Source organism: Methylophilus sp. YYY-1 (genome assembly GCF_029132825.1).
GTDB lineage: Bacteria > Pseudomonadota > Gammaproteobacteria > Burkholderiales > Methylophilaceae > Methylophilus > Methylophilus glucosoxydans.
This window is the reverse complement of record NZ_WOVG01000005.1, coordinates 99,471-124,981: the sequence shown is the minus strand read 5'-3', so window position 1 is coordinate 124,981 and position 25,511 is coordinate 99,471. Positions and strand designations below refer to the sequence as shown.

At 54.2% G+C, this 25,511-nt stretch carries 26 protein-coding genes; 16 read left to right on the top strand and 10 right to left on the bottom strand.

The features are described from left to right. The first annotated feature begins 100 nt into the window (after positions 1 to 100). Positions 101 to 1,021, top strand: a complete 921-nt coding sequence (locus GOC95_RS13630; RefSeq protein ID WP_275357776.1) for a PHB depolymerase family esterase — start codon at positions 101 to 103, stop codon at positions 1,019 to 1,021. Between the two features lie 38 nt (positions 1,022 to 1,059). Here the strand turns inward: GOC95_RS13630 and GOC95_RS13625 are convergent, their stop codons facing one another. Next, positions 1,060 to 1,854, bottom strand: coding sequence for a MipA/OmpV family protein (locus GOC95_RS13625; RefSeq protein WP_275357775.1), 795 nt, complete (start codon positions 1,852 to 1,854; stop codon positions 1,060 to 1,062). 147 nt (positions 1,855 to 2,001) lie between these two features. On the opposite strand from GOC95_RS13625, the gene GOC95_RS13620 reads away from it, so the two are divergent. Next, positions 2,002 to 2,436, top strand: coding sequence for a DUF3429 domain-containing protein (locus GOC95_RS13620; protein WP_275357774.1), 435 nt, complete (start codon positions 2,002 to 2,004; stop codon positions 2,434 to 2,436). A 29-nt stretch (positions 2,437 to 2,465) separates the two neighbouring features. Here the strand turns inward: GOC95_RS13620 and GOC95_RS13615 are convergent, their stop codons facing one another. Further along, entirely contained in the window at positions 2,466 to 3,482 is a 1,017-nt protein-coding gene (locus GOC95_RS13615; RefSeq protein WP_275357772.1) for a trypsin-like peptidase domain-containing protein, read from the bottom strand. A gap of 200 nt (positions 3,483 to 3,682) precedes the next feature. Here GOC95_RS13615 and GOC95_RS13610 point away from each other — a divergent pair, with 200 nt between their 5' ends. Both GOC95_RS13610 and sbmA read left to right on the top strand, forming a co-directional pair. Beyond that, on the top strand, positions 3,683 to 4,057 hold the full coding sequence (locus GOC95_RS13610; RefSeq protein ID WP_194748865.1) for a hypothetical protein: 375 nt from the start codon (positions 3,683 to 3,685) through the stop codon (positions 4,055 to 4,057). A gap of 199 nt (positions 4,058 to 4,256) precedes the next feature. Beyond that, positions 4,257 to 5,483 (top strand): peptide antibiotic transporter SbmA, encoded by a 1,227-nt coding sequence (gene sbmA, locus GOC95_RS13605; RefSeq protein ID WP_275357771.1) that lies wholly within the window; start codon positions 4,257 to 4,259, stop codon positions 5,481 to 5,483. A 32-nt stretch (positions 5,484 to 5,515) separates the two neighbouring features. On the opposite strand, the gene GOC95_RS13600 is transcribed toward sbmA, so the two are convergent. Together GOC95_RS13600 and GOC95_RS13595 are read right to left on the bottom strand one after the other, a co-directional pair. Beyond that, a complete protein-coding gene (locus GOC95_RS13600; protein ID WP_275357770.1) occupies positions 5,516 to 7,675 on the bottom strand; it encodes a bifunctional diguanylate cyclase/phosphodiesterase in 2,160 nt (719 codons plus the stop codon). Then, the gene (locus GOC95_RS13595) at positions 7,675 to 10,257 is read right to left on the bottom strand and encodes a chemotaxis protein CheW (RefSeq protein WP_275357769.1); all 2,583 of its coding nucleotides are present in this window, start codon (positions 10,255 to 10,257) and stop codon (positions 7,675 to 7,677) included. Before GOC95_RS13595 ends, GOC95_RS13600 begins: the two co-directional genes overlap by 1 nt. A gap of 292 nt (positions 10,258 to 10,549) precedes the next feature. Here GOC95_RS13595 and GOC95_RS13590 point away from each other — a divergent pair, with 292 nt between their 5' ends. Further along, a complete protein-coding gene (locus tag GOC95_RS13590) occupies positions 10,550 to 11,008 on the top strand; it encodes a DUF2721 domain-containing protein (protein ID WP_275357768.1) in 459 nt (152 codons plus the stop codon). Here the strand turns inward: GOC95_RS13590 and GOC95_RS13585 are convergent. Continuing rightward, positions 11,005 to 12,114, bottom strand: a complete 1,110-nt coding sequence (locus GOC95_RS13585) for an HPP family protein (protein ID WP_275357766.1) — start codon at positions 12,112 to 12,114, stop codon at positions 11,005 to 11,007. The genes GOC95_RS13590 and GOC95_RS13585 overlap by 4 nt on opposite strands. Before the next feature lie 247 nt (positions 12,115 to 12,361). On the opposite strand from GOC95_RS13585, the gene GOC95_RS13580 reads away from it, so the two are divergent. The 5 genes from GOC95_RS13580 (at position 12,362) to GOC95_RS13560 (ending at position 16,818) form a co-directional block, all read left to right on the top strand. Continuing rightward, positions 12,362 to 13,822 carry a DegQ family serine endoprotease gene (locus GOC95_RS13580; protein ID WP_275357765.1) on the top strand — a complete coding sequence of 487 codons (1,461 nt, stop codon included), beginning with the start codon at positions 12,362 to 12,364 and terminating at the stop codon, positions 13,820 to 13,822. 126 nt (positions 13,823 to 13,948) lie between these two features. Next, positions 13,949 to 14,995, top strand: a complete 1,047-nt coding sequence (gene cobT, locus GOC95_RS13575) for a nicotinate-nucleotide--dimethylbenzimidazole phosphoribosyltransferase (protein ID WP_194748859.1) — start codon at positions 13,949 to 13,951, stop codon at positions 14,993 to 14,995. Further along, positions 14,992 to 15,783, top strand: coding sequence for an adenosylcobinamide-GDP ribazoletransferase (locus GOC95_RS13570; RefSeq protein ID WP_275357763.1), 792 nt, complete (start codon positions 14,992 to 14,994; stop codon positions 15,781 to 15,783). Before cobT ends, GOC95_RS13570 begins: the two co-directional genes overlap by 4 nt. Further along, positions 15,780 to 16,361, top strand: coding sequence for an alpha-ribazole phosphatase (cobC, locus tag GOC95_RS13565; RefSeq protein ID WP_275357761.1), 582 nt, complete (start codon positions 15,780 to 15,782; stop codon positions 16,359 to 16,361). Before GOC95_RS13570 ends, cobC begins: the two co-directional genes overlap by 4 nt. A 211-nt stretch (positions 16,362 to 16,572) precedes the next feature. Continuing rightward, a complete protein-coding gene (locus GOC95_RS13560; RefSeq protein WP_194748856.1) occupies positions 16,573 to 16,818 on the top strand; it encodes a DUF2171 domain-containing protein in 246 nt (81 codons plus the stop codon). 107 nt (positions 16,819 to 16,925) lie between these two features. Here the strand turns inward: GOC95_RS13560 and GOC95_RS13555 are convergent, their stop codons facing one another. Continuing rightward, positions 16,926 to 17,150, bottom strand: a complete 225-nt coding sequence (locus GOC95_RS13555; protein WP_275357760.1) for a glycine zipper 2TM domain-containing protein — start codon at positions 17,148 to 17,150, stop codon at positions 16,926 to 16,928. A gap of 261 nt (positions 17,151 to 17,411) precedes the next feature. On the opposite strand from GOC95_RS13555, the gene GOC95_RS13550 reads away from it, so the two are divergent. The 3 genes from GOC95_RS13550 (at position 17,412) to GOC95_RS13540 (ending at position 19,371) form a co-directional block, all read left to right on the top strand. Then, a complete protein-coding gene (locus GOC95_RS13550) occupies positions 17,412 to 17,810 on the top strand; it encodes a BON domain-containing protein (RefSeq protein ID WP_275357758.1) in 399 nt (132 codons plus the stop codon). 171 nt (positions 17,811 to 17,981) lie between these two features. Continuing rightward, positions 17,982 to 18,140, top strand: a complete 159-nt coding sequence (locus GOC95_RS13545; RefSeq protein WP_275357757.1) for a DUF3309 family protein — start codon at positions 17,982 to 17,984, stop codon at positions 18,138 to 18,140. A gap of 76 nt (positions 18,141 to 18,216) precedes the next feature. Beyond that, the gene (locus tag GOC95_RS13540) at positions 18,217 to 19,371 is read left to right on the top strand and encodes an OmpA family protein (protein WP_275357756.1); all 1,155 of its coding nucleotides are present in this window, start codon (positions 18,217 to 18,219) and stop codon (positions 19,369 to 19,371) included. Positions 19,372 to 19,522: 151 nt separating this feature from the next. Here GOC95_RS13540 and GOC95_RS13535 read toward each other — a convergent pair whose 3' ends face one another. Next, complete coding sequence (locus GOC95_RS13535; protein WP_275357754.1) at positions 19,523 to 20,932, bottom strand: PLP-dependent aminotransferase family protein; 1,410 nt, start codon at positions 20,930 to 20,932, stop codon at positions 19,523 to 19,525. A 105-nt stretch (positions 20,933 to 21,037) separates the two neighbouring features. On the opposite strand from GOC95_RS13535, the gene GOC95_RS13530 reads away from it, so the two are divergent. After that, on the top strand, positions 21,038 to 21,286 hold the full coding sequence (locus GOC95_RS13530; RefSeq protein ID WP_275357753.1) for a hypothetical protein: 249 nt from the start codon (positions 21,038 to 21,040) through the stop codon (positions 21,284 to 21,286). After that, positions 21,273 to 21,914: an FMN-binding negative transcriptional regulator gene (locus GOC95_RS13525; RefSeq protein ID WP_275357751.1), complete on the top strand. Its 642-nt coding sequence runs from the start codon at positions 21,273 to 21,275 to the stop codon at positions 21,912 to 21,914. Before GOC95_RS13530 ends, GOC95_RS13525 begins: the two co-directional genes overlap by 14 nt. On the opposite strand, the gene cobD is transcribed toward GOC95_RS13525, so the two are convergent. Both cobD and cbiB read right to left on the bottom strand, forming a co-directional pair. Continuing rightward, entirely contained in the window at positions 21,900 to 22,880 is a 981-nt protein-coding gene (gene cobD, locus GOC95_RS13520) for a threonine-phosphate decarboxylase CobD (protein ID WP_275357749.1), read from the bottom strand. The two genes, GOC95_RS13525 and cobD, sit on opposite strands and share 15 nt — an antisense overlap. After that, positions 22,873 to 23,826: an adenosylcobinamide-phosphate synthase CbiB gene (cbiB, locus tag GOC95_RS13515; protein WP_275357747.1), complete on the bottom strand. Its 954-nt coding sequence runs from the start codon at positions 23,824 to 23,826 to the stop codon at positions 22,873 to 22,875. Before cbiB ends, cobD begins: the two co-directional genes overlap by 8 nt. A gap of 2 nt (positions 23,827 to 23,828) precedes the next feature. Between cbiB and GOC95_RS13510 the strand changes: the two genes are divergently transcribed. Beyond that, positions 23,829 to 25,280, top strand: coding sequence for a cobyric acid synthase (locus GOC95_RS13510; RefSeq protein WP_275357746.1), 1,452 nt, complete (start codon positions 23,829 to 23,831; stop codon positions 25,278 to 25,280). Here the strand turns inward: GOC95_RS13510 and GOC95_RS13505 are convergent. Beyond that, positions 25,277 to 25,495 carry an RNA-binding S4 domain-containing protein gene (locus GOC95_RS13505; protein WP_194748846.1) on the bottom strand — a complete coding sequence of 73 codons (219 nt, stop codon included), beginning with the start codon at positions 25,493 to 25,495 and terminating at the stop codon, positions 25,277 to 25,279. The two genes, GOC95_RS13510 and GOC95_RS13505, sit on opposite strands and share 4 nt — an antisense overlap. Positions 25,496 to 25,511 lie beyond the last annotated feature (16 nt).

Genomic DNA, 25,511 nt, shown 5'->3' with positions numbered 1-25,511 from the left:
TTTCTAACATAAGGCGGTGGGTTCAGCTACAGCGCTGCGTCAACATCATCGTATACTTGAGCGTTCATGACAATATTCTGTTCTGGTTGAGGGGGTCCCCATGTCCTGGTTTCGGCGCTTGATGGAGTATTTGCTGTGCAGTGTAACCTGTTTGCCCGCCCTGTGCCTGGCAACTCTCGCCCCTGGCGATCATGCCTTTGAGGTCAATGTCGGTGGTGAGCCGCGCGAGTATCTCGTGCATGTGCCCAAGCAGGCCGGCGCAGGCCAGGCCTTGCCCATGGTGCTGGTGCTGCATGGCGGGATGGGCAATATGCAGGTGCAGGCCACCGAACGGTTTTATCACCAGATTTCTGCGGCCGAAAAACATGGCTATATTGCCGTGTTTCCTAATGGTTACAGCCGGTTGCCGGGCGGCAAGTTCGCCACCTGGAATGCCGGTAACTGTTGTGGTCCCGCGCTCAAAAAACAAAGTGATGATGTGGGTGTGATCCGGGCCATGATTCAAGCCATGCAGCAAAAGACAGCCATTGATGCCAACCGCATTTTCGTCGATGGCATGTCCAATGGCGGCATGATGTCTTATCGGCTGGCCTGCGAGTTGTCCGATACCATCAGCGCGATTGCGGCTGTCGCCGGGACAGACAATACCAAGCAATGTCTGCCCAGCAAACCGGTGGCGATTTTGCATATTCACGCCAAAGACGATGACCATGTCCCATTCAATGGTGGTCCTGGCGAGAAATCCATGACAGATGTCAGTTTTAATTCGGTGCCTGCCACTATCCAGAAATGGGTAAAGCTCAACCAGGCCAATCCACAGGCGGAGCGTATCCTTGAAGTCAGCGGTGCCTATTGTGAGGTGCATCGGGGCGGGTTGGCGCCTGTGCAGCTTTGTGTCACCGACAGCGGCGGACACTCCTGGCCGGGTGGCAGCAAACCCCGTGGTGGGGAGGCTGGATCAACGGCGATTGACGCCAACGATGTGATCTGGGCCTTTTTCAATGCCAATGGCCGCCATTAAGCCTCCGTCTGCATGTACGCCGCGATGGGCGGTTTATGTTAAAACGGGATGCTATAGCCGACGTAAGTCATGGGTTGTATGCGTGTTTCTGTGATCGGGCTGTCGTATTGTTCATCACTGAGTCGGGTGATGAATGCACCAAAAAGCAGTGAGTGATTGGTCATCACAGGCATCATGCCATTGATGCCTGCCTGCCATTCAACGCCGGATCCCGCACGGTAAAACGGCCGACTGGCGTTGACCTCATTGTTGCGCACCCCAAAGTAATAGTTGTTGAATTTCTGGCTGTTCCAGGTCGCCCCCACCAGGCCGTTCAGACGCAAGTTTTGCGACCTTAACAGGCTCTTGATGTATTGCACCTGAAACTGCTGGCCATTACTGTTGCCACTGGCATCCGCGGTCCATTGCGCATTCAATGTGCCATAGTCGGTTTGCCAGCGGAGCAGCGGCCCAACAAAAATCGAAAAGTCGCGGTCATCCATGCCGCGCGTACGGTCGCCCTTACTGGCATCCCAGCCAAACTTGGCCTCGGCAGACAGGCCAAAGCGTAAGCGTTTATCCTCGCTATCCACTAACCAGGCGCCCGCTTGCAGGGCATTGATAAAAAAACGGTCGCCATAATTCGCGTTAATAATCGGCAACACAAGCGCGCGGTATTCATCCGAACCGGATGTCTTTGGCAGGATGCCAACGCCAATCCCATAAAGATTTTGTGCTCTGGGCACGGCAGTTTCTGTTTGCCGGTCTATGCGGGATTCGGCAGACGTAAGGGGACTGAAGAAGGTGATGGCCATACAAGTGCCAACCACGGGCAATGCGTGATGAAAGTTCATGGTGTGTATCCGTGTATTATTTTATGTTGATGGCATGAGCACTTAACGGCTGATTTAGTTCCCGCATGCCATGCAGGCTTTTTCGTTTGCAGCCCCAAAACCAAAATGATTGCCCATGGTCACATCGCTGCAAAGAGGAGAAAACACATGCGACCTATACATATTCAGCTGGCTAAAACATTGACCTTTATGGGCGCGCTGCCTTTTGCGGGCGCCGTGGTGGCGCAGATGCAGGGGATGGCGCACTATCATACCGGCTATCTGGCGCTGACCTATGGCGCCGTTATTATCTCATTTTTATGTGGGATACACTGGGGCTTGTTTTTGAACCATGCCCAAGACACCCGCCTGAATTTGCTGGTCACCAGCAATTTGCTGGCCCTACTTGCCTGGGCTACCCTGTTTTTTGTGGTGCCGGTCACCCAATATCTGGTGCAGATAGCCGCCTTTATCGTTTTATGGCTGATAGACCGCAAGCTGGTGGCTGAGGGTCTGATTGAACGCTGGTTTTACCAGTTGCGCACACAAATCACACTGCTGGTGACATTGTGCCTGTGCGCGATGCTGGTGTTGCAGTTTTAAACGCCAGGCCAGCGTCAGATTAGACCAACTCAGGGACTGGCTTGCTTCAAGGCCTGGATTTGTTGCGTGACTTTTTCGCCTTGTTCCGGGTCTATCGCCTGAATCGCTGGCTGGATAGACTCTAACGTCGCCACATCTTTTTGCACAAAGGCGACTCTGGACAGCGCAAGCATGGCATCAACATCGCGCTGGTTAAGGTCATAGGCTTTTTTCAGGTCCTGCTCTGCCTGCACATAATGCTGCAAGCCTTCTTCCGCCAGCCCCAAAAAATACCAGGCATCGGCAGAAGCCGGTTCTTGGCCCGTCCATTGTCCGGCAATGGTTTTCAAATCACGCCAGTCTGCATTTTGGTAGGGAATCACCACCTGCATGAAATAAGGCCGTTGTTCCAGCGGCAACGCCCAGAAAGGGACATCATTGGTTTTGAGTGACGTGGTTTCAGGCGCCGCCATCAACTCCTTGATCCACTCGACCGGCAGGCTGTAATAAAACGCTGGTTGGCCCGGGCTTTTGAACGTGGTCAGGCCGATCAGGTTGTAGTGCTGGTCAAACAAGGCGCCGCCGCTAGAGCCCATGTAAAAAGAGGCGTTAGAGCGCACAATCAGGCTGCCATCAAACGGATAAATGCCCTTGATCGCGCCATAAGACAGCTGTGGCACCGGCGCACCGGCTGGAAAACTCATGCTAAAGACTTCTTCTTCATATTGCAGGCTTTGACTGTCTCGCATGGGGATGGGTTTGAATGGCAGCGGGTCAAATTTCAGCAGGCAGACATCGCGCTTCCAGTTGGCTTTCAGGCCTATCGGCTGATAACCATCTCTAAATTTGGCGATATTCACACCTTTGCTATTGGCAATCACATGACAGTTGGTCGCCACGTATTCGGGGCTGACCACTACACCAGAGCCCCTGCCGTTTGAGCCATCCGGCAAGTCGGTGGTGACCATGACAATTGAGTGTCCGAGTTCCAGCGTATCAACAATACTGGGCTGAGCATTTAAAACATTGGTCAGCAAAAGCAAGCTGGTGAGCAAGATTGACTTCATAACCCCTCTATTCTTTATTCAGGTCTGTCGGATGTTTAAGTAACAAATTCTTAAGCGGTAAGACCTGTCAGGATCAAAAACGTTTTCGGTGCGGTGCGAGTAAGCATTTTCTGACAGGCAAATCAGCGGCAGCCTACGTCTAAGTGCGGCGCTTACCATTAAGATGGTGCCTGACTCAACCTTCAAATATTGAGCATAAAATGCATTCCCACAAATCGTACATGCTTCCCAAACTGATTTTCCTCAACATGTTGGCCTTGATGATGATTACCTTTGAACATGAAGCGCCTGCCGATAACCGTTATTTTCTTAAAGCTGTGAATGCAGGTGAAGGGGCTAAGCCTGAGCCTGAGCAGCGCGTGCAATTGGCTGAGGCTAGTGACGCCATGGCTGATGCCGCACAAGCCACGCCAGTTCAAGCCACACCCGGTAAGGTGGAGTCTGCAAGAAAAGCGCCGGTAAAACGGCGGCTGGTCAGCCACAAATCTTCACCCAAGGCTAAAGTCATGCTTCAACGCGCCAGCTATCAAAGCAACTCCCCTTTAGGGTGCTGCTTTAGAGGCAATTACAGTTAACACGACCGTTTTAAAATCGGCTATGTAAAAGATTTTGAACATTTTCCCCGCACAATACTCAAGCTCCCACATGGGGGCTTTTTTGTTGCCGGACGTTATTTGATCTGCAAAACTTGATGAATCTGATTGCATGACCTTGTTGCAGGCCAGGGCAAGAGCCAATACACTGAACACTTGTTAATAAGAATATCAATCGCCTATGTTCAAATCCTTTTTTCCCGACTCCCGCTGGTTCTGGCCGTCTGTCATTCTGTGGGCAATGGTCTGTTGCGGCATATGGTTCGAGTATTCTTCTGCCATTGGCACGGCATTGGGTTTATCCATGGTAGAGAAGGAGCCGGTGATCGGACTCGGGCATTTTGTCACTGACCCGTTCAAGCTGTTTTATCTGTATTACCTGGTGAGCGTCGCGATTTTTGCGCTGATGTGGTTCAAGCTTAAACCTAGCCGCTGGCAATGGTGGTCGATTGTCGGTAGCGCGTTTATTTTGTTTTCGACCTATTATTCTGTGCAGGTATCGGTAGCGCTCAATAACTGGCGCCGGCCTTTTTTTGATGCGGTGCAAGCGGCGCTTTCGCCCAACTCCAAGGTCACGACCGCGCAGTTGTATATCCTCATGTTGCAGTTTGCCGAAATCGCGTTCGTGGCCATTTTTATTTATGTCCTGACTCGCTTTTTTGTCAGCCACTATATTTTCCGCTGGCGTACGGCGATGAACGATTTTTATACCCACCAGTGGCCGCAGGTGCGCAACATTGAAGGGGCATCGCAACGGGTACAGGAAGACACTATGCGCTTTGCGACCATCATGGAGGGCCTGGGCGTGTCTATGGTGGAGGCGGTGATGACCTTGTTTGCGTTTTTGCCGGTGTTGTGGAGCTTGTCTGCGTATGTAAGTGAGCTGCCCGTGTTTGGGGCGGTGCCTGCGCCGCTGTTCACGGCGGCAATCGCCTGGTCTGTGTTCGGTACCTTTTTGTTGGCTGCGGTCGGGATTAAGTTGCCAGGCCTGGAATTCAGAAACCAGCGGGTAGAAGCCGCGTATCGTAAAGAGCTGGTGTATGGCGAAGATGACCCGGCACGCGCGCAACCTGAGACGCTAAAAGCCTTGTTTCTGGATGTGCGTAAAAACTACTTCCGCTTGTATTTTCACTATATGTATTTCAATGTCGCGCGCAGCCTGTATTTGCAGGCGGATAATATCTTTGCCTACTTGATTCTGGTGCCTACCATTGCTGCGGGTAAAATCACGTTTGGTATTTTGCAGCAGATTCTGACGGCGTTCTCACAAGTGAGTAACTCGTTTCAATATCTGGTCAACTCCTGGACCACCATTGTCGAGCTGCTGTCGGTTTACAAACGGTTGACCGCATTTGAAGCCGCCATTAAACACGAAGCGCTGCCAGAAATCGAACGCAGCAACGCGTAGACGGTTGCAAGCTGGACATCGCAGGTGACCGCCTAGCGGCTCACCTGCAAATGGTCAAACTTGGGCCGTTGCTCGCGCATGAACTGTGCCAGTGCTTCATCTGACAAGGGCTTGCTGTAGTAATAGCCCTGGCCGACATCGCAGCCGCTGTGCAATAAAAAGCGGTGCTGGTACTCGTTTTCTATGCCTTCTGCGGTCACTGATTTATGCAAGCTTTTACCCAGATTGATCAATGCCAGCAGGATATTGCCATTGGTCACGCTTTGTTCCAGGTCCTGCACAAACGCTTTGTCAATCTTGAGCTCGTCAATCGGATAGTTTTTCAGATAGGCCATATTGGAGTAGCCGATGCCGAAGTCATCAATGGCAATACAAACGCCCAGGCGTTTGAGTTGCTCCAGTGTCCGCGTAAACATGGCTTCATCCTTAAAGCGCGCATTCTCGGTCACTTCCAGCGTAATCAAGTGTGGCGGGACGCGTTCCTGCCGTAAGACCCGTTGCACCGTCTCCACCAGGTTGCCGCGCAAAAACTGGATAGGCGAGACGTTGACCGCAATCGGCACCAGATAGCCCCATTCGGTTTGCATGGCTTTGATTTTCTTGCAGGCAGTCTGCAAGACCCATTCACCGATGGCAAAAATATGGCCGGTTTCTTCAGCCACCGGAATAAACTGGTCAGGCGGAATCAGGCCGCGCTCCGGGTGCTGCCAGCGGATCAGGGCTTCCAGCGCGCTGATATTGCCGTGCTGCATATTGATTTGCGGCTGGTAATACAGCATGAGTTCTTGCCGTTGCAGGGCGTGTCCGAGGCCATATTCAATTTCGTTACGTTCGCCCAGTTGCTGTGCCAGGGAGCCACTAAACATTTGCACTTTATTTTTACCGGCATTTTTAGCGCTATACAGTGCAGAGTCGGCGCACGTCAGCAAGGTATCAATGTCTTGGGCATGGTCCGGGTAGATGCTGACGCCAACGCTACAAGTCATGTTAAACACATAGTCGCCAATGGCAATCGGTTGCGAAATGGCTTCCATCACGCGTGACAGCAAGGGTTGGGCATCTTCTGCCGAGCGCATGCCGGGGTAGAGCATGACAAACTCATCGCCGCCAAACCGCACAATGGCATCCGTCGGGCGTGTACTCTGAATCAGCCGTTGCGCGACGTTCTCCAGCAGCTTGTCACCGGCACGGTGGCCCAGCGTGTCGTTAATGAGTTTGAAATGGTCGAGGTCAATAAAGGCAATCGCTATTTTGTAGTGAAACTTGTCGGCTTCCGCAATCAGGCTGGCCAGTTTGCCACTGAAGGCATGGCGGTTTAACAACCCGGTCAGGTTGTCTGTCACCGCCAGTTGGCGGATTTGCAACTCATAGTTTTTACGGTCGGTGATGTCTTCGACCGTGCCCTCGTAGTAAAGAATACTGCCTTGTGCATCATAGACGGCATGCGCGTTTTCCGAGATCCAGATGGTTTCGCCATTCAGCCGGTAGACTTGCGACTCAAAATTCTGCACACGCCCCTGCAGGCGGATGGCTTCGGTAAAGTCGTGACGGCGGCTGTCTTCTACATACAGTTGCGTGCTGATATTGTTGAGGTCGCTGATCAGCTCCGCCGGCGAGGCATAGCCATAGAGCTTGGCCAGCGCCAGGTTGGCATTCAGGTAGGTGCCAGATTCTGTGGTTTGGAACATGCCTAGCGTCGAGTTCTCAAACATGGAGCGGTATTTTTGCTCGGTGCTGTAGAGCGCCTGCTCAATGCGTTTGCGTTCAGTGATGTCTTGAATAATGCCTTCAAGGGCGACGGGTTTGCCCTCGGGATCAAAGACGCCACTGCCGCGTTCGGCCACCCAGCTGATTTCGCCATCGGCACGCACAATGCGGTATTCAAGTGCAAACCGTTGTTTGCGACTGACCGCTTCATGAATGATTTTGCGCGCCTGTGCACGGTCTTCAGTGTGCGTGATCCGTTCGTAGGACTTGACCTTGTTCAGGATCAAGTCTTGCGGAGCATAGCCGGTCAGCGACTCACAGCCTTTGCTGACATAAATCATGGTCCACTGATCATCATACAGGCAGCGGTATATCATGCCATCCAGATTATCCAGTAGCGTATCCAACAGCCGTTGTTGCTGTGAGGTCATTAAGGCATCGACGATTTGTGTTTGCATCATGTCCCAGTTGATCTGGCCACGCATTACAGCATCGCCTGTTCAGTTTGCCTTTGCTGGCCGATAGTGACTTTTTCCCACAGGCTTTGGGCATTCATCAGGGTCAGCATGCTTTGCTGGGCGAGATTGGCAATGGCAATGCCGGGGTTGTTGCTAATCCCCTTGAAAAAAGTATTCATGGGCTGAATCTGGTTGGGGGCAAGGTAAGGAATCTCGCCCAGCGCCGAGACAAAGACCCCGAATTTGAGGGCGGCTGCCTTGTCTTCAATCACCACAATCTGCCGGTAATCGGTAAAGTAGTGCGCGTGACCCAGCATGCGCGCCAGGTCAATAATAGGGATGACCTGATCGCCATAGGGGTGCATGCCCGCAATAAAAGGCGCCGACTCTGGCAGCGTGCGTAACTGCACTTCGTCAATCGCTTCGCGGACAAAGCGGGCCTCTATCCCTAGCCAGCTGTTGCCGACATAAAAGGTTGCGTACTCCTGGCTGTCTTCAGCATTTTGCAGGAACAGGTTGGGGTTAAATTTGTTGTGGATGACCTGCGACTCTGCCGTGATGCGCTGGTTGATTTCGTTGACATTGCCAAGCGGGGTAAAAATCAAGGCAAAGACTTTATTCCGGTAGTTGTCTTCTGCCCCCTTGAATTCACGATAACCATACGCCGCGTGCACCCCTACCGCATAGTAGGTGTGATGGTAAATGGCAATATCAAACAGTCGCTGGCCTTCATTGAGATTGCTGATTTCCGGCATCAACGCAAAGTCATCGCCGGTGGCAAAGTCTGCATGCGTGCTGGAGATCACCTTGAGCTGTTCGTTGACAAACAGCGTAAAGCTGCCGCTGACCGGGGTATCGGTTTTGTCGCGTGGAATCACATCACGGAGCATGGCCTGGAATTGCGGCTTGCTGTCAAACACAATGCCTATGCCACCGACAATACTGTTGCCATCCAAATGCCGGATCGGCGCTGCGTAAATATAGGTTGCCTGATGGTTGTACAAGGGCGTCGGTTCAAACTGCGACACCACATAGTCCTGACTGGAAGTACAGCTGCGTGTGCGGCCTACCCATTCTTCGGTGAGCTGACTGTCGATCAACTCATTGTAACGTGGGTTGGACACTGCAATCACCGTGCCTTGCCGGTCAAAGACGATCAGGTTGTCATAAACAGTATACAAGCCATTGATGTAGCGCAGAATTGAGCTGATCTGGCTTTTATCCTGCGCAGAGAGCTGGGCGTTACCCAGGCATTCTCTGAAGATGTGTGTGAGTGCCCACCAACGGACGTCATTCGCTCGCTCGTACAGGTTGCGGTCCATGATCTCTACCGCCAGCTGCGCATAAAAACTGGAGTTTTCGAGCATCACCGAGACCACGGTCTGATACAGCTCAGAGACCATGCCCTCAATAATTTGCTGGGTTTTATGTCCGGTATTGCTGATCTCCGAGAGCAGGCTTTTGGAGAAGTTCTTTTGCTGGGTGTTGACGTAGTTGCTCTGCCAGATATTGCCGTTCCACACCGACTGGTTCAGCTTGCTCTGAATGTTGGCCGCCTGTTTTGGAATATTCAGCAGGCTTTCAGAAAAAATCAGCGGGCTGCGCATCACCTTGCGCAAGATTTCCGCATCAATATTGCTGATCATGCCCTGCATGCTCTGGTTGAATGCATACTCAAGCGGAATCATGGCTTGTCCCAGCCAGCCTGGCCCTGAGTAGCCTTGATAATTCTCGGCCTGCTTGGTGACACACAGGTATTCACGGCCCGCAAATCGCGCCACAAACCAGTCCTTGTCCGTGTCTGCACAGAGGGTGATGCCAATGGGGATTTGGTGTGGATCGCTAGAGGCAATCACGTGACGATGCTCATCCAGCAGGATGCCTATGGTCCAGTCCGAGCCAGAAATCAGGTTTTGAAAAATGGTTTGCAGTTCGTTCACAAACTTGAAGCACAAGCACAGGACGCCTAAAGACCGCAGGCCATCACTGCTGCGCACTTCATGCGCATACATCAGGGATTGGTAAGGTTTGCCGTTGATTTCCGTTTCATAAAAATACTCGACATACGGCGCGCTGGATTGTGCTGCCAGCTTGAAAATTGCGTGTTGGTCTACCAGCGTCTGCTGGGAGGCATCCAGCTGATGCAGCAAGTTGCCCGCCATATCAAAAAGGGCAATATTTTCGTAGACGGTATATTTCTTTTGATATTCCTGAAAACGCTGCGTGATACGCGATTGCTCATGCGCCGTGACTGCGCCTGCCGCATGTTTTTCAAGGTAACCCCTGACATCATCGTCGGTGGCAAAAAAGCCGATATCCGCCGTGCGTTCAAACAGGTTGCGGATCAGCAGGTTAATGACCTCAAATGCCTTGGATGTCAGCTGTGCCGCCGTTTTGTGCAAGGTTTCTTCTGACAGGTGGCGTAACACGGCATTCGAGATTTTGTTGAATGCCGTGCGTGTTTCTTCCATTTCGGAGCCTGTGCCGGACAGTTGCGCCATCAGCGCAAGACTGTCCCAGGCATTTTGTAGCTGGTAGATGTGTGAACGGAAATCGTTGACCTTTTTAAAATGGCTGGCGAGCTCTTCAGTCAAAGGTTGTGGGTGCATATATTTCTAGTGTTCTTCCATGATTGCAATTAATTCCGCCTATTTATAGCAAGAATGGTTCCCATTTAGCGGGGTCGAATTGCAAAACAATGGCAAGAAAAATGCTTTTATTTAAATATTAAAACCTGAGGGACATGATTTCGCTGGTGATTGGTCAAATAAACGCTACCTGCTTTGCGCGCATGCCTTGTGTTGGTGCGCAGTTGGCTAAAATGGTGCACGCGTGTCTGGTGTTTTTCATGTCAAAATAGGCCTTCCTTTTTCCTGAGTTCGCCAGCGCATGATTAATACCATGATAGAAATCCACAGTGTGTCGGAAGCGATCCGTGATGCGGTGGCGCCCGTGTTTTTGCTCACTGGCATCGGGTCGATTCTCGGCGTGTTAATTGGCCGCCTGGGCCGCTCGATTGACCGTGCCAGGTTTTTAACCGATACGCCGGAGGAGAAGCGTGAGCGGTTCAAGGATGAGCTCAAGATTATTGTCAGGCGCACCAAATGGCTGCGCCGGGCGATTGGCCTGGCCACGTTTGCCGCCTTGTGTATTTGTGTCTCCATCGCCAGCATGTTTATTTCGGTGGAAACCGGCTTGCGCTTGCCGCACCTGGTGATGGTGTCGTTTATTATCTCGATGGCGTCACTGATATTGGGACTGCTCTGTTTCTTGCGCGAGATTGTGCTTGCCTCACGCGAAGTGATCGTGCCGTATCAGCAATTGGAAAAACCGGCGCGTAAACAGGCGGGCAAGTCCTAGCGGTAAAGTGCGCGGATCACGTCGGTTTGTGTCAGCAGGCCGACCAGTTTGTTGGAGGCATCCACCACGGGCAGCAATTGCAAGTGATGGCTGGTCATGAGCGGAATGGTATGCATGAGATGCATCTGGGCCTGGATGGTGATGGCTGGCGTGGTCATGATTTGGCCGACAACTTCCGCTTTGTCGCTATGCGTGGTGGGTGACCAGCGGATCAGTCGCTGCAGGGCAGGCCCCACTTCGCGATAACTGCTCGCCTGGGCATGCCGCACAAAGTCTGACAGGCTCAATATCCCTATCACCAGCTTTGCCTTGTTGACTACAGGCACCGCAGGCTCGGTCTGCGCCAGCATGGTGTGCCAGGCGGCTTCCAGAGGGTCGCCATATTCAAAGGTGGTCTCCACTGGCCGCATGATCTGTTCGCAGGTAATCGCCTCCAGTTTACGGTGGTAGGCAATCAATTCGGTTTGCTCAAGCAGGTGTTGTAATTGCGAAGGGTGAATGTCCAGCACTTCGTGAGACTGCCCCAGTGCCTGCTGCAAATCTTCAGGCGTGAATCCAAACTGATAGCGCATATGCGTGGGCGTCGCTGCGGCATGGTCATGATCCGCCACCGGGTATCGATAGCCGGTCAGACGATGGTAAATCCAGGCTGTGAGTACCAGTAACAGGCTGTTTGCCAGCACCGGCCACCAGATAAAGCCAAAGCCGAGTTGCCAGATTGGTTCGCCGCCCAACACGGCAGTCAGGGCCACCGCGCCGCTAGGCGGATGCAGGCAACGAAAGGCAAACATCAACGCAATGGCCGACAGCATGGCAAGCGCTGCGGCGGTGACCGGAAAATCTGGCAACCATTGCGCAAACAATACCCCGCTTAAGGCGGCAAGCGTATTGCCTGCCAGCAAGGCCCACGGTTGTGCCAGCGGGCTGGATGGCAAACAAAACAAAATGACAGCGGAGGCCCCCATGGGCGCAATCAGGAAAACAGCAGTATGCCAGTCTGCAGCTGGCGCTTCTGCGATGACCAGGCCGGCCATCCCGCCAGTGAGCAAAATCCCCAGGCCCGCGCCCAGCGCCGCCCGTGCGTAATCGCGCATCGACCCGGTCATGCGCCGCGGCCAATAAGGCTTTAAAAAACGGGCGAGGTTTGCCATTCCAATTCAAAAAAGCAAAGACCGCAGTGTAACACGGACCCTTTTTAGGGGTGATGTTGGTGTGACGATGAGCGGGAATTTCTCCCGATACAATTCGGTTACAAAAATTCGGAAACTTAGGCCCTGTTTTAAAGCTCATAAGCGCTGAATGGTCCTGCAAGAAAGGACACAACTTGATTGATGCAGAAGAAAGGAAACTGTGATGCAAGCGTTCTTACAATCAAAATTGACGCATTGGGTGTCTGTGCCTTTGGCCGTGGCAGCACTGTTTGGTGCTGGCTACTGGATGAAAGGCTACACGCTGGTGAATCATGCGCAGGCGACTGCGCCGGTGTCGGCCAAAACCATGACCGCGCCAAGTGCTTATATCACGCTGCCTAACTTTGCCAGTATCGCGTCTACCCAGGGCGCTGCAGTGGTGAATATCAGCGTCAGTGGCACCGTGAAAACCGCCGGGATTCCGGGCATGGATCCTAGCGACCCCATGTTTGAGTTATTCCGCCGGTTTCAGCCCAATATGCCACAAACCGAAACGCCGATGAATGGCCTGGGTTCAGGCTTTATCGTCAAGTCTGATGGCGTGATCCTGACCAATGCCCACGTGGTGGATAAAGCCGATGTGGTGACCGTCAAACTGTCTGACAAGCGTGAGTTCCAAGCCAAGGTGGTCGGCGTGGACAAGCTGACCGATGTGGCGGTGCTGAAAATTGATGCCAAAGATTTGCCGACTGTCCGTATTGGCAGTACCAAAAGCAGCAATGTGGGGGACTGGGTCGTGGCAATAGGCTCGCCCTTCGGCTTTGACAACACGGTGACGGCAGGCATTATCTCGGCCAAATCCCGCGCCTTGCCAGACGAGGGCTATGTGCCTTTCCTGCAGACTGACGTGGCTATTAACCCCGGTAACTCTGGCGGGCCGCTCTTCAACCTGAATGGTGAGGTCATTGGCATTAACTCGCAAATTTACAGCCGTAGCGGTGGCTATCAGGGCCTGTCATTTGCGATCCCGATTGATGTGGCCATGGGCATTGAGCAGCAGTTGCTCGAAAAAGGTAAAGTCAGCCGTGGCCGTCTGGGCATTGGTGTGCAAGCCATTAACCAGGATTTAGCTTCTTCATTTGGCTTGCAGGCCCCCAATGGTGCCCTGGTCAGCAATGTCGAGAAAAATGGCCCTGCGGATAAAGCCGGCCTAGAACCTGGCGATGTGATCTTGAAGTTTAATGGTCAGAGCATAGACCGCTCCAGCGACTTGCCGCCCATGGTGGGCAGTATCAAGCCGGGCAGTACGGTCAGCGTTGAAGTCTGGCGCAACAAACAGCTCAAAAAACTGACTGTGCGTATTGATGAAATGCAAACCGCGCAGGTAGACCCTGCTGCCAGCATGGATAGCAAGCAAGCCAGATTAGGGGTGAGTGTGCGCCCGCTCACTTCGCAAGAGCTGGCACAGACGCAACTGAAGCAGGGCTTGCTGGTGGAAGAGGTGGGTAAGGGTCCTGCCGCCAATGCCGGCATCCAGCCAGGTGACGTCATTCTAGCCGTTAATGGCGATCAGGTGAAAAGCGTCAGCCAGTTGCAGGACAAGTTAACGCAAAACAGCAAGAATGTGGCCCTATTGGTCATGCGTGGGGACAGCAAACTCTATGTTCCCGTTAAAATAGGTTGATTCACGTGTTGCTTCCTTAGCCATTTGCCCCGCAGTTGCGGGGCTTTTTTATTCAGGCAGCGGTGTAGACGCCAAAGCGTTTAACAATTCTGCCAGACTGACCTTTTTGCCCGGTAAAATAACAATATGCAAACATTTCAAATCACCCCCATCGAAGACCAGACCCTGCAAGCCGCGCTGGCCCAGCAGATCAACCAAAAAACCAAACCCTTAGGCGCCCTTGGGCGGCTGGAAGCCCTGGCTATGCAACTGGGGCTGATCCAGCAAACCGTACATCCGGTGTTGCAACAGCCCACCATGCTGGTGTTTGCAGGTGATCATGGCATCGTCGCCGAAGGCGTCAGCCCTTATCCGCAAGCGGTGACGGCGCAAATGGTATTCAACTTTTTAAATGGCGGTGCCGCCATTAATGTGTTTGCGCGCCAGCATGGGTTTGAGCTGCATGTGGTGGATAGCGGCGTCAATGCCGTATTCGCCCCGCACCCCAAGTTGATTGATGCCAAGGTGGGCATGGGCACCGCCAGTTTTCTGCATCAGCCGGCGATGACGGCCGAGCAATGCGCACAGGCGATTTACCGCGGCTCGCAAATTGCCAGGGATGCCATTACCCAGGGCTGTAATGTGTTGGCACTGGGCGAGATGGGCATCGGCAATACCTCCAGCGCCAGTTGCCTCATGAGTGTGCTGTGTGGCTTACCCATGCATCAATGTGTGGGGCGTGGCACCGGTGTCAGCGACAAGGGGTTGCAGCACAAACTGGCGGTGCTCACTTCCGCCTTGCAAGCGCATCATGTGCCTGCCAGCGATCCTCTGCATGCATTGGCCGTTTTTGGCGGCTTTGAAGTCGCCATGATGGTTGGGGCATTGCTTGCCGCTGCCGAAGCCCGTGTCACCTTGCTCATTGATGGTTTTATTGCCACCTCGGCCTTGCTGGTGGCCGCCAAGCTGTATCCGCAGGTGGTCGACTATTGCGTTTTTGCACATTGCTCTGACGAAAGTGGCCATGGCATCATGCTGGCACACCTCAAGGCGCAGCCCTTGCTGCATTTGTCTTTGCGTCTGGGCGAAGGCACCGGCGCCGTACTGGCTTATCCCTTGCTGCAGTCTGCGGTTGCCTTTCTCACCGAAATGGCCAGCTTTGAGAGTGCTGGCGTCAGCGAGCAAGTGCAGTGAAATCGCAATGGCGTTCCTTTTTGCTGGCCGTGGGGTTTTTTACGCGTATCCCGGTGCCAGCACTGCCTGACTTTAAAGAAAGTGATCTGAATCAGGCGGCCCGCTATTTCCCGTTGGTCGGCCTGTTGGTGGGCTTATTGGCCGCCATGGTCTGGTGGCTGGCGCATGGGCTATTCAACCCGGCATTGGCCGTGTTGTGCAGCATGGCTGCCACCATCCTTGCCACAGGCGCCTTTCATGAAGATGGCCTGGCCGACAGTGCGGACGGCTTGGGCGGAGGCATGACGCGCGAGCGCAAGCTGGAGATCATGCATGACTCTCGCCTTGGCAGCTACGGCGCCATTGCGCTGGTGGGCATCTTGCTGTTCAAGTTTGAGGCTTTGTCTGCGCTTGCGCCCGCTATCTTGCCGTTTGCCCTGATTGCCAGCCATGCCCTGAGCCGACTGGCGGCGGTGTATGTGATGGCGACGGCCAACTATGTGCGCACTGCGGGCAAGGCCAAACCGCTAGCCACTACGCTGACCCGGCAGGACGTGTTGTGCGCCAGCGTCTTCGGCATGCTCTGCTGGCTGGGCTTCGCCCTGATGCTGGGCATCAATCAGTCATTGATGGCTGCCGGATATTTTTTACTGATCACCAGCTTGCCTGTGCTCGTGGTCTGGCAGATGTGGCGGCAAACGATGTTACGACAGATTCAAGGGTATACCGGCGATACGCTGGGTGCGACACAGCAACTGACTGAAGTCGCTTTTTATTTGGGCCTGCTGGCCTGGGAGCGCTTGGCATGAAATTGACGTTGGTGAGACACACCAGTTTACAAATCGCTGAAGGCATCTGTTACGGACAAAGCGATGTCGATGTCTCGGCCAACTTTCATCACGAGTTGGCCAGCGTGCAGCAAAAGCTGCAAGCCGATGCTTTCCACGCCCTCTATACCAGCCCTTTGCAGCGCTGCCACAAACTCGCACTGGGTCTGGCCCACGGCCTGGGGCATGCCGGAGACATTCAGGCCGATGTGCGCCTCAAGGAGCTGCACTTTGGCGAATGGGAGATGCAGGCCTGGAACGATATTCCGCGTGAGCGATTTGATGTCTGGGCCAAAAACTATGCCGAACTTTCGCCGCCACAAGGCGAAACCTTTGCCCAGTTACAGGCGCGCGGTGTGGACTTTTTGCAAGAGATACAAGCCCGCCATGCCGGTGAACATGTGCTGGTAGTCACCCATGGCGGCATGATACGCGCGCTGATTGCCCATGTGCTGAATATGCAACTCAAAGGCTTGTTCCGGTTGCATATCGATTACGCCAGTTTGACCCGCATGGAATTTTTCGGGGAAATTCCCAAAATTACGTTTGTGAATCGTTAGTATCAGGCTTGTATCACTTGCATGCACGCTCTCCATGTGGGTCACCACGCATGCGTTTCTAAAAACCAGTCTGTTCTGACATTGGCAGGAGGGGAATCCCGCTTCGTCGCTGTCTGACCAAGCGTGGGCTAGCTTACAGTCGGGGCTTAAAAAGGCTGCGACACTCTAAGGCCCTAAACGCAAACACTTGGTACAAGTGGAATGGAGAACAATGAATACAGTCAAAGCAAGTGACATCAAGCCGGATATGTCGGTGGTCTGTTCGCAAAACAATGAGTTTGCCAAGGTCGACCATATGGAAGGTGAGCAAACGATTAAATTAATGAAGGATAAAAGCGGCCAGCACCACTTTATCCCGCTGAGCTGGGTCGTTTCAACAGAAAACAATCAGATTCAGGTAGATCGCTCTGGCGAGCAAGCCATGAAGGATTGGAAAAGCTCGGCATCGGCCAACTAAAGTAGTGTAGCGCATCGTCTTGCATCTCTTGTTGGCATCCGCCGCGGGGGATGTTTTTTTGTGTGAGTGCCGACAGTGTCCGAGGACGCTCCGGCATGCGTAGCCGCTTATTTTTTGTCTTTGCCAATCTGGTTGCCAATGATGCCGCCAACGGCTGCCCCACCCACCGTACCCAGTGCACCTCCCCCCGTCAGCACTGCACCTGCCACACCGCCCACGCCAGCGCCAATCGCTGTACTTTTATCTCGTGTGGTCATGCCACCGCATCCTGTCAGCAATATAAACAGTATGGCAGCCAGCAGGTTGTTGCTTTTGTGATTCATCGTATTCATGTTGAGACCTCTTGAGTCAGGGTTGAGTAAGCGTACATAAAGAGCTTATCTCCGCATCAACACCCAGTCTGTGCGCTAGTTGTAGATGCAGTGGCTGACTATGATTCCGGTGGCTGCCCGCTAAGCGCGCTAACGCACAGACCCCGGGTGCATTCATTCCAATAATGGCAGCAATCAACACGCAGCTTGTGTTTTCAGCATGGCCGGGCAGGCGTGATGCAATCGTCACCTGGCTGCGATTAACAAATTGAGGAGCAGGGAATGAATCGTTTAGCAATCAGGCATATTTTTATCGCCGGGCTGTGTGGTCTGGCCGTGACCGCCTGCAATGACCCCAAGAACGCACAGGATGTGGGTAAGGAGATAGACCAGGCCGTCGAAAGTGCCGAGCAGCGTCTGGGCCAGGCCCAAGACCCACTGGAAAACAAGACGGATGCCGCAAAGGAAGCGCTCTCTGATACGGCTATTACCACTAAGGTTAAAGCTGCGTTTCTGGCCGAGTCCAGTCTTGCCAGCATGGATATTGCGGTCAGCACCCTCAACGGGGTCGTCACTCTGAATGGGGTGGTCACTTCGCTGGCCAGCCGCGATAAGGCCGTGGAGATTGTGCAAGCGATGCCCGAGGTGAGCAAAGTCGATAATCAATTGAAGATACAGTAGTTTTTTAACAGAGACAAAACTCAGGCGCGGAGATGCGCCGGGTTCATATTGAAGATCACTCGAAACCATACAGCGGCAGAGTGCACGCTCACGCATGACCAGATTGATGCCTTGCGTTACAACATCACGCACCAATAAGCGCACTTGCTGACGCTGCCTACGGAGAAGACCATGACCATGATACAGATTTTGATCCTTGTTTTTATATTGATGCTGATTGGTGCTTTGCCGCGCTGGCCGCATAGCCAGAACTGGGGCTATCTGCCCAGCGGCGGGCTGGGGGTGATATTGCTGGTGTTGCTCATCTTGCTGTTGACCGGACGGATTTAATTGACTGACAACATGTCGCTTGGCCAGGCTTGCGCACTGGTTCATGCAACCCATTTTTACTTACTTAAGGCATCGTATGCATCCTGCTGTCATGAATGTTCCGCTTAAAACAATCACTCTAGCCACCTTGCTATCCCTGAACATCGGCATGGTACATGCCGGACAGATGTATCAGGGCGACTGGTATGTGTTACCGGGTGCCAGCAGCCTGCGCACCGATGACCAGCTGGATGCCAAACAGCATGGCGGCGGCTTTTTTATCAAGCTGGGCAAGGAGCTCTCGCCTGACTGGGATGTGCAAGGCGGTTTTACTTACAATCGCGTGGCTGAAGATACCGGCATCGCCGGCGTCGGCGGGCATTACAAACAAATCACCCTGGGTGCTGACGTGTTATATCTGTTCAGCCGTCAGGCGCTACGGCCATTTTTACTGATAGGCGGCGGCGTCGCACGTAATAATGTGGATTACAGCAATCTGCCTGGCTTGCATCATGAAATGCGCACCTCCTGGATGGGCAATGCCGGTCTGGGCGCGCAATGGATCATCAGCGATCGCTTTGGCGTACAGGTGGATTGGCGACGTCAATGGTCAAAGTCTGATGCCCATGCACCGGGTACCAGCGTGGATACCTCAGGCACCATTGCTAACGATCTGTTCAATATCGGCGGTATGTGGCGTTTTGGCGCACCGCCGCCGGCCATCCTAGCTGCAAACGACATGCCGCCACCCAATGCCCCGGTCACACGCCCCATGCCACCAGCCACACAAACTGAGCCCAGAACAACGGCGACTCTCCCGGTCGCCGCGCCGCCTCCTGATTGCAAAGCCCAGTTTGAAACAATTACGCTGTCGGCAGAAAAGCTGTTTGATTTTGATAAAGCCCAGATGCGTGAAGGCGCAAAACCATTGCTGGATGACGTGGTGAGCAAGTTAAACGCGCATCCTGAATTTGAGCTGGTGATGGTGACCGGCTACAGCGATCGCATCGGCAAGCAACAATACAATCAGCGGCTTTCTGAACAAAGAGCCAATCAGGTCAAAGACTATCTGGTGCAGGCAGGCGTAGCGTCCGGCCGACTGAAAAGTGTAGGCAAAGGCGAGGCCGATCCCAAAGTCAGCTGTCAGGGCATACATGGAGAGCCACTGATTCTATGTTTGCAACCCAATCGGCGCGTGGTCATCGAAGATCAGGCACAGCACCAGTTGCCTGACCGGCCCGGGTGCTCTTAACGCCAAGGCCTCCATGGGGCAGGGCGGGCCGCCGACGCCTACTCTTGGGTGCCCTGTTAACCTGAGCGGCAGCAGCGTCACGTTGCCAGCATCGCCACCTGAATGTGTCAGGTGCGATTCCCAAGGTCGGTTTTGTAAACCCGTTAAGACGCTAGGCGGTGCTTAATAGCTCAAATACCTTGTCGCCCTCGCAATGCGCCACGTTAAAGCGCAACCACGATGAAGGCTCCTGATACGGTCTGAACAAGTTGCCAGGGGCCAGCATGACGTTCTGTCTGGTCGCCAGACTGGCGATTTCGGCCGCCTGTCTGCCATGGCCCAGGCTGGCCCAGACGAACATGCCTCCGGCCGGTTCGGTGTAAAGCGTCAGCCCGCATTGCTCTAGTGCCTGAATGACTTGCCCTCTTTTGACTGCCAGGCGGTTGCGTACTTTCTCCATATGCTTGCGATACCTGCCCTCCACCAGGATTTGGTACATCACGCGCTGGTTGATTTCAGAGCTGGTCAGCCCTGTCAGGAGCTTGAGGTCTAGCAGCCTGCGCGCCAATTCTGCCTGGCAGGCGATAAAGCCCACACGCAGGCTGGCAGAAATTGTTTTGGAGTAACTACTGACATAGATGACGCGGTTGAGTTGGTCCAGGGCGGCGAGCCTGACCGCCGTCTGTGGGTGAAAGTCACCATAAATATCGTCTTCCACCAGATAAAAACCATATTTTTCTGCCAGCTGTAACAACTGGTGTGCCACCGCCAGGCTGGTGCTGGTGCCGGTCGGGTTATGCAGCACGGTGTTGGTGAAAAACAGCTTGGGCTTGTGTATGTGCAACAGCTGCTCCAGCTGTGCGATATCGGGACCATGGAGTCCGCGCGGCACGCCAACAATCTGGGCGCCCATGGATTTGAGCAGGCCAAATAAGGTGTAATAGCCGGGATCATCCACCAGCACCACATCGCCCGCTTTGATCATGAGTCTGGCGATCAGGTCTAGCCCATGCGAAGCGCCGTTGGTGATGAGCAGTTGCGAGGCCTCAGCGTGGATACCGATCTCGCCCAGGATTTTTTGGGCGAGCAACTGCCTGAGCGGTAAATAGCCGCTGACGTCGCCATAACTGGTTAAAAAGCCGCCAGACTTTCTGGATAATTCATTCAGACTTTTTTGAATGACTTTTTGATCCAGCCAATCCTTGGGTAGCCAGCCGCAGCCCGGCCGGATCGCCTCTGGCACATCCCTGAAAGTATTATGCAACAGCCACAATACATCATCTGCCCGCTCCAGATAAGACGTATCTGTTACCGCCGTTTGCAAAGGGGTGACGGGAGCCACATAAAAGCCAGAACCGCGCCGCGACAGCAGGTAGCCCAGCGCGACCAGGCGATCATAAGCATCGACCACGGTAAAGCGGCTGACCCCATGTTGCGCGGCAAAATCACGGATAGACGGCAGGCGCGCACCGGTGCGTAGCACCCGCTGTGCGATCTGTTGCTGGATCCCGCTGACAATTTGCTCAACCAGTGGTATCGGTTCAAGCGGGTTAATGGTGATTAGCGGCTGTGTGACTGGCATGGTAGATGGGCCTGTACAGTTTTGTAGATTGATGTATAAAGTGTATATGTAGTGTACTGGTTTTGGCGATTACGATCACGCTATCTTTCATGAAGGAGCGTCATCATGTCTTTGGTTCTGAGCAGTGTGCTGGTGCTGACACTACTGGCTGCATGTGTGATCCCTGCACATCCCTTTCACCAACAAGCGCTATCCCCCAGCCAGCCGCCGGTATGCCTGCAAAACCTGACTCGTCCTTTGGGATGCGACCCTGGTAACCAAACGCGACAGGCGGCTGTGATGGTCAGGGGGCAGGTGTTGTGGCTGTCGCCTGTCACCAATCAGGCGCAGGATGAGTCCAATGTATCTCCCTAAACATTTTTCTGCATCGAGTGACGAAGCCCTGCTGTCATTGATCCATCGCTATCCTTTTGCGACATTGATTGCCTCGTTGCCGACCGGACTGGAGGTGAACCACCTGCCGCTGTCTTTGCAGGCCGGTCGCTTATGCGGGCATTTGGCGCGTGCCAATCCGCTTTGGCAACACTGGCAACAGAATGCGTCAGCGCAAGCCGTGATGGCGGTTTTTCATGGTCCGCATGCGTATGTTTCGCCCTCCTGGTACCCCAGCAAAACGCAGCGTGGAAAAGGGGTGCCTACCTGGAATTACGTGGTGGTCCACGTGCAAGGTCAATTACGGTTGATTGAAGAGGCGGATTGGTTGCGCGAGCATTTGCGGGCGCTGACTGCGCAGCATGAGGCCGAGTTTGAACAGCCGTGGCAGCTTGAAGATGCACCGGCTGACGATATTGAGCGGATGATGCAGGCGACCGTGGGCATCTCGATAGAAATCACGCAACTGACTGGCAAATGGAAGGTGAGTCAGAATCAACCGCTGGAGAATCGGCAGGGTGTATGGCAGGGCTTGCAGGCAAGTGAGGCGCCGCATGCCAGGGACCTGGCTGCCATTGTGCAGGCGGTGAATGGGTTAAACGGTAAGTGATCCCAGCGCCTGCGCCAACCGCGGCCAGTCGGCCTCAGCGGGCAATCCAAACCGCAGCGCTTGTGGCGCGGCAAAATAACGCGTCCACACACCATGTTGGGCCAAAGACTGGTGAAACTGGTGCGCGCCAGGATGTTGTACATATTGAAATAAATCCGTGCCGCCGTAAGCGGGCAGTCCATATTGCGTCAGCAGTTGCGCTAAGTTCGCCGATTGCACAGGCAACTGTGCACGCATCTGTTGCTGCCATGACCGATCCGCCAGGGCCAACTCGGCCAGGTATTGGCTGGGGCCGGCAAGGGTCCAGGGGCCAAGCAGAGCGGCCACTTGCGCCAGGGCCGTAGGCTCCCCCAGTAAAAAGCCGACCCTGAGCCCGGCCAGTCCAAAAAACTTGCCTAGTGAACGCAACACCCATAACCCTGCCTGACCGCTCTGGCTGGCGAGGCTGTGTTGTGGCGTGCTGTCCATAAACGCTTCATCCACCACCAGCCAGCCGCCCCGCCGCGCTAATGCGGCATGCCAGGCAAGCAGCGTCTCAGCGGCGTACTTCTGGCCGGTCGGGTTGTTGGGGTTGCAGACCAGTAACACCTCGCATTGTTGCAACAGGACGTCGTCTGGGGACTGTTCAAAAAAGTGCAGTTGGTGGCCGGCTTGTTGCCAGGCATGTGCGTGTTCCTGATACATGGTGCGCGGCATGGCGACCTGGCATGGCGCGCGCAAACGCGGCAACACTTGCAGGGCCGCTTGTGAGCCCGCACAGGCGAGCACATGCGGTGCGCCGTAATAGGCTTTTGCTATGGCGTGCAAACTGTCCGCCGCAGCAGGCAGCCGATGAAACAAGGCGGCGGGCAGTGCGGGGATCGGGTAATGTTGCGGGTTGATGCCGGTCGAGAGATCCAGCCAGTCGGCCAGTGGTCTGCCGTATTGCTGTGCCGCTTGCTGCAAATTGCCGCCGTGCTCAAGCATAGGCTAACCCTCCAATCAATAGCGCCACCATCAGCCAGCTCAGCATGCCATTGCGCACCAGTTGCAATGCGCGTGGGATATCCTCTGCAGTAGGGGGCGTGTGGGTGCCCAGACGCGGGCGCTCATGCCATTCGCCATGATAGCGGGCGCGCCCGCCGAGCTGTACATTGAGTGCGCCTGCCCCAGCGGACATGACCGGGCCTGCGTTCGGGCTATCCCATAACGATGCCTGTGATCGCCAGGATTGCCAGGCAAGGCGGGTGTGTCCGAGCAGTGCATAGGTGATGGCTGTGAGGCGGGCCGGAATGTAATTCAATACATCATCCAGCCGTGCGGCGGCCCAGCCAAAATAAAAATAACGTGGCGTTTTATAGCCCCACATGGCGTCCAGCGTATTCACAAGGCGGTAAGCCAGCGCGCCGGGGCCGCCCGCGACAAAAAACCAGAACAGGGCGCCGAATACACTATCGTTGCCATTTTCTAACACGGATTCTATGGTTGCGCTGACCGGCTCTATCGCCTCCACATCGCGGCTGACCATATAGGAGGTGGCAAGCTGTGCCTGCTTAAATTGCCCGGCCAGCAAGGCCTGATAAACAGCCAGCCCATGCTGGCGCAAGCTGCGCTGACCAATGGCAAAATACAGGCAATACACATGCAATGCGAGCGCGAGCCAGACGGAGACTTGCATCAGTAATACCACCGCAATCAGCACTGGTAACACCAGCAGGAGCACACCAACGATACCACTGATATATTGGCCGCGTAACGGTTGCCTAGATAAAGGATTCAACCGTTTTTCAAGCCTGGACGCTAACCAGCCAAAACCGACCAATGGGTGCCAGCGCCTGGGTTCGCCAAGCCAGAAATCGAGCAGCACCGCGCCACAGGCAATCCCGGCGAGTGTGAGATAATCAGGGGATGTATAAGCAGGCAGTGAAAACATTAATGGTTCAAGGCACCACGTCGGATGCCGGTAAAAGTACGCTGGTGGCCGGATTGTGCCGCGTATTGTACCGCAGCGGGGTGGCGGTGGCGCCATTCAAGCCGCAAAACATGGCGCTCAATGCGGCGGTGACTGAAGACGGCGGCGAGATTGGCCGTGCGCAAGCGGTGCAGGCCATGGCCTGCGGATTGCCGCCGCATACCGATATGAATCCGGTCTTGCTCAAGCCTAACTCGGATACCGGCTGCCAGGTGATCATTCATGGCCGGGTGGTGGGTAACCAGGAAGCGAGTACTTACCACGACTACAAAAAGACCGCCATGCAAGCCGTGCTGCAATCCTATGCGCGTTTGCAGCAGCAATATGCATGCATTGTGGTCGAAGGCGCGGGCAGCCCGGCTGAAATTAACCTGCGCGCCAACGATATTGCCAATATGGGCTTTGCTGAGGCGGTGGATTGCCCCGTCATTCTGGTGGCTGATATTGATAAGGGTGGCGTATTTGCCCACCTGGTTGGTACGCTGGCGTTGTTATCTGAAAGCGAACAGGCGAGGGTGATCGGCTTTGTGATTAACAAATTCCGCGGCGATCTTGCCTTGCTGCAACCAGGGCTGGATTGGCTGGAGGAACGCACAGGCAAGCCCGTGATTGGCGTATTGCCGTATCTGCATGACTTGCATCTGGAAGCAGAAGATGCGGTAGCCACCACAAGCGCACGCAAATCAGACATACAGTTGACCATCGTCGTGCCCATATTTCCGCATATCGCCAACCATACTGATTTTGATGCCTTGCGTTTGCACCCGCAGGTCGATCTCAGATTTGTGCGGTTGAGTGAAGAGATGCCGGCGGCTGATCTTATCATCCTGCCTGGTAGCAAAAATGTACGCGGTGACCTGGCGGCCTTGCGTGAACATGGCTGGGAGCCACGGATCGCGCGCCATTTGCGTTATGGTGGCAAAGTGCTGGGCATTTGCGGTGGCTTTCAGATGCTGGGCCAGCAATTGCATGATCCACTAGGGCTGGAGGGCGAGATAGGCAGTAGTGCCGGCTTGGGCTGGCTGGAAATGGAAACCACCCTTGAGGCGCACAAACAGCTCAAGCAGGTGTCAGGTCAGTTGGCGTTTGCCAATGCCCAATTGCAAGGCTATGAAATTCATATGGGCGTCAGTACCGGACGGGCATTAGCACGCCCGGTGCATCTGCTGAGTGGCCAGGCAGAGGGGGCGTTATCCGAAGATGGCCAGGTGGCAGGCAGTTATATCCATGGCCTGTTTGACCATCCGCAAGCTTGCGCTGCCTGGTTGCAATGGGCTGGTTTGTCTGAGCAAGTAGCTTACGATTACACGCAATTGCGTGAGCAGAGCCTGGAAAAATTGGCAGACAGTGTGCAGCAGCACTTCAACTGGTCCGCGCTGGCGGCTTATCTGCCGCAAGACTTTAAGCCAGATTAAGCAGCCACGACCTGGATGGTCTGTTCAAACGCCTGCACCACTTGCCCGGCGCGGATTTTGGCGGTTTTTCGGCGTTCAATTTCGCCATCAACCTTGATCAATCCTTCCGCCACCATAGACTTACCCTGACCGCCACTGTCGGCTACCCCTTCGAGTTTGAGCAAGTCACAGAGTGCGATGTATTCGCCTCTCAGTTCAAAAGTCGTCGTTTGCATGCTGCTTCCCTTCAAT

Excerpts from the sequence above, each read along its gene's own strand:
- GOC95_RS13630 (WP_275357776.1), top strand. The coding sequence starts at position 101 with ATGTCCTGGTTTCGGCGCTTGATGGAGTATTTGCTGTGCAGTGTAACC.
- GOC95_RS13625 (WP_275357775.1), bottom strand. The coding sequence starts at position 1,854 with ATGAACTTTCATCACGCATTGCCCGTGGTTGGCACTTGTATGGCCATC.
- GOC95_RS13620 (WP_275357774.1), top strand. The coding sequence starts at position 2,002 with ATGCGACCTATACATATTCAGCTGGCTAAAACATTGACCTTTATGGGC.
- GOC95_RS13615 (WP_275357772.1), bottom strand. The coding sequence starts at position 3,482 with ATGAAGTCAATCTTGCTCACCAGCTTGCTTTTGCTGACCAATGTTTTA.
- GOC95_RS13610 (WP_194748865.1), top strand. The coding sequence starts at position 3,683 with ATGCATTCCCACAAATCGTACATGCTTCCCAAACTGATTTTCCTCAAC.
- sbmA (WP_275357771.1), top strand. The coding sequence starts at position 4,257 with ATGTTCAAATCCTTTTTTCCCGACTCCCGCTGGTTCTGGCCGTCTGTC.
- GOC95_RS13600 (WP_275357770.1), bottom strand. The coding sequence starts at position 7,675 with ATGCGTGGCCAGATCAACTGGGACATGATGCAAACACAAATCGTCGAT.
- GOC95_RS13595 (WP_275357769.1), bottom strand. The coding sequence starts at position 10,257 with ATGCACCCACAACCTTTGACTGAAGAGCTCGCCAGCCATTTTAAAAAG.
- GOC95_RS13590 (WP_275357768.1), top strand. The coding sequence starts at position 10,550 with ATGATAGAAATCCACAGTGTGTCGGAAGCGATCCGTGATGCGGTGGCG.
- GOC95_RS13585 (WP_275357766.1), bottom strand. The coding sequence starts at position 12,114 with ATGACCGGGTCGATGCGCGATTACGCACGGGCGGCGCTGGGCGCGGGC.
- GOC95_RS13580 (WP_275357765.1), top strand. The coding sequence starts at position 12,362 with ATGCAAGCGTTCTTACAATCAAAATTGACGCATTGGGTGTCTGTGCCT.
- cobT (WP_194748859.1), top strand. The coding sequence starts at position 13,949 with ATGCAAACATTTCAAATCACCCCCATCGAAGACCAGACCCTGCAAGCC.
- cobC (WP_275357761.1), top strand. The coding sequence starts at position 15,780 with ATGAAATTGACGTTGGTGAGACACACCAGTTTACAAATCGCTGAAGGC.
- GOC95_RS13560 (WP_194748856.1), top strand. The coding sequence starts at position 16,573 with ATGAATACAGTCAAAGCAAGTGACATCAAGCCGGATATGTCGGTGGTC.
- GOC95_RS13555 (WP_275357760.1), bottom strand. The coding sequence starts at position 17,150 with ATGAATACGATGAATCACAAAAGCAACAACCTGCTGGCTGCCATACTG.
- GOC95_RS13550 (WP_275357758.1), top strand. The coding sequence starts at position 17,412 with ATGAATCGTTTAGCAATCAGGCATATTTTTATCGCCGGGCTGTGTGGT.
- GOC95_RS13545 (WP_275357757.1), top strand. The coding sequence starts at position 17,982 with ATGACCATGATACAGATTTTGATCCTTGTTTTTATATTGATGCTGATT.
- GOC95_RS13540 (WP_275357756.1), top strand. The coding sequence starts at position 18,217 with ATGCATCCTGCTGTCATGAATGTTCCGCTTAAAACAATCACTCTAGCC.
- GOC95_RS13535 (WP_275357754.1), bottom strand. The coding sequence starts at position 20,932 with ATGCCAGTCACACAGCCGCTAATCACCATTAACCCGCTTGAACCGATA.
- GOC95_RS13530 (WP_275357753.1), top strand. The coding sequence starts at position 21,038 with ATGTCTTTGGTTCTGAGCAGTGTGCTGGTGCTGACACTACTGGCTGCA.
- GOC95_RS13525 (WP_275357751.1), top strand. The coding sequence starts at position 21,273 with ATGTATCTCCCTAAACATTTTTCTGCATCGAGTGACGAAGCCCTGCTG.
- cobD (WP_275357749.1), bottom strand. The coding sequence starts at position 22,880 with ATGCTTGAGCACGGCGGCAATTTGCAGCAAGCGGCACAGCAATACGGC.
- cbiB (WP_275357747.1), bottom strand. The coding sequence starts at position 23,826 with ATGTTTTCACTGCCTGCTTATACATCCCCTGATTATCTCACACTCGCC.
- GOC95_RS13510 (WP_275357746.1), top strand. The coding sequence starts at position 23,829 with ATGGTTCAAGGCACCACGTCGGATGCCGGTAAAAGTACGCTGGTGGCC.
- GOC95_RS13505 (WP_194748846.1), bottom strand. The coding sequence starts at position 25,495 with ATGCAAACGACGACTTTTGAACTGAGAGGCGAATACATCGCACTCTGT.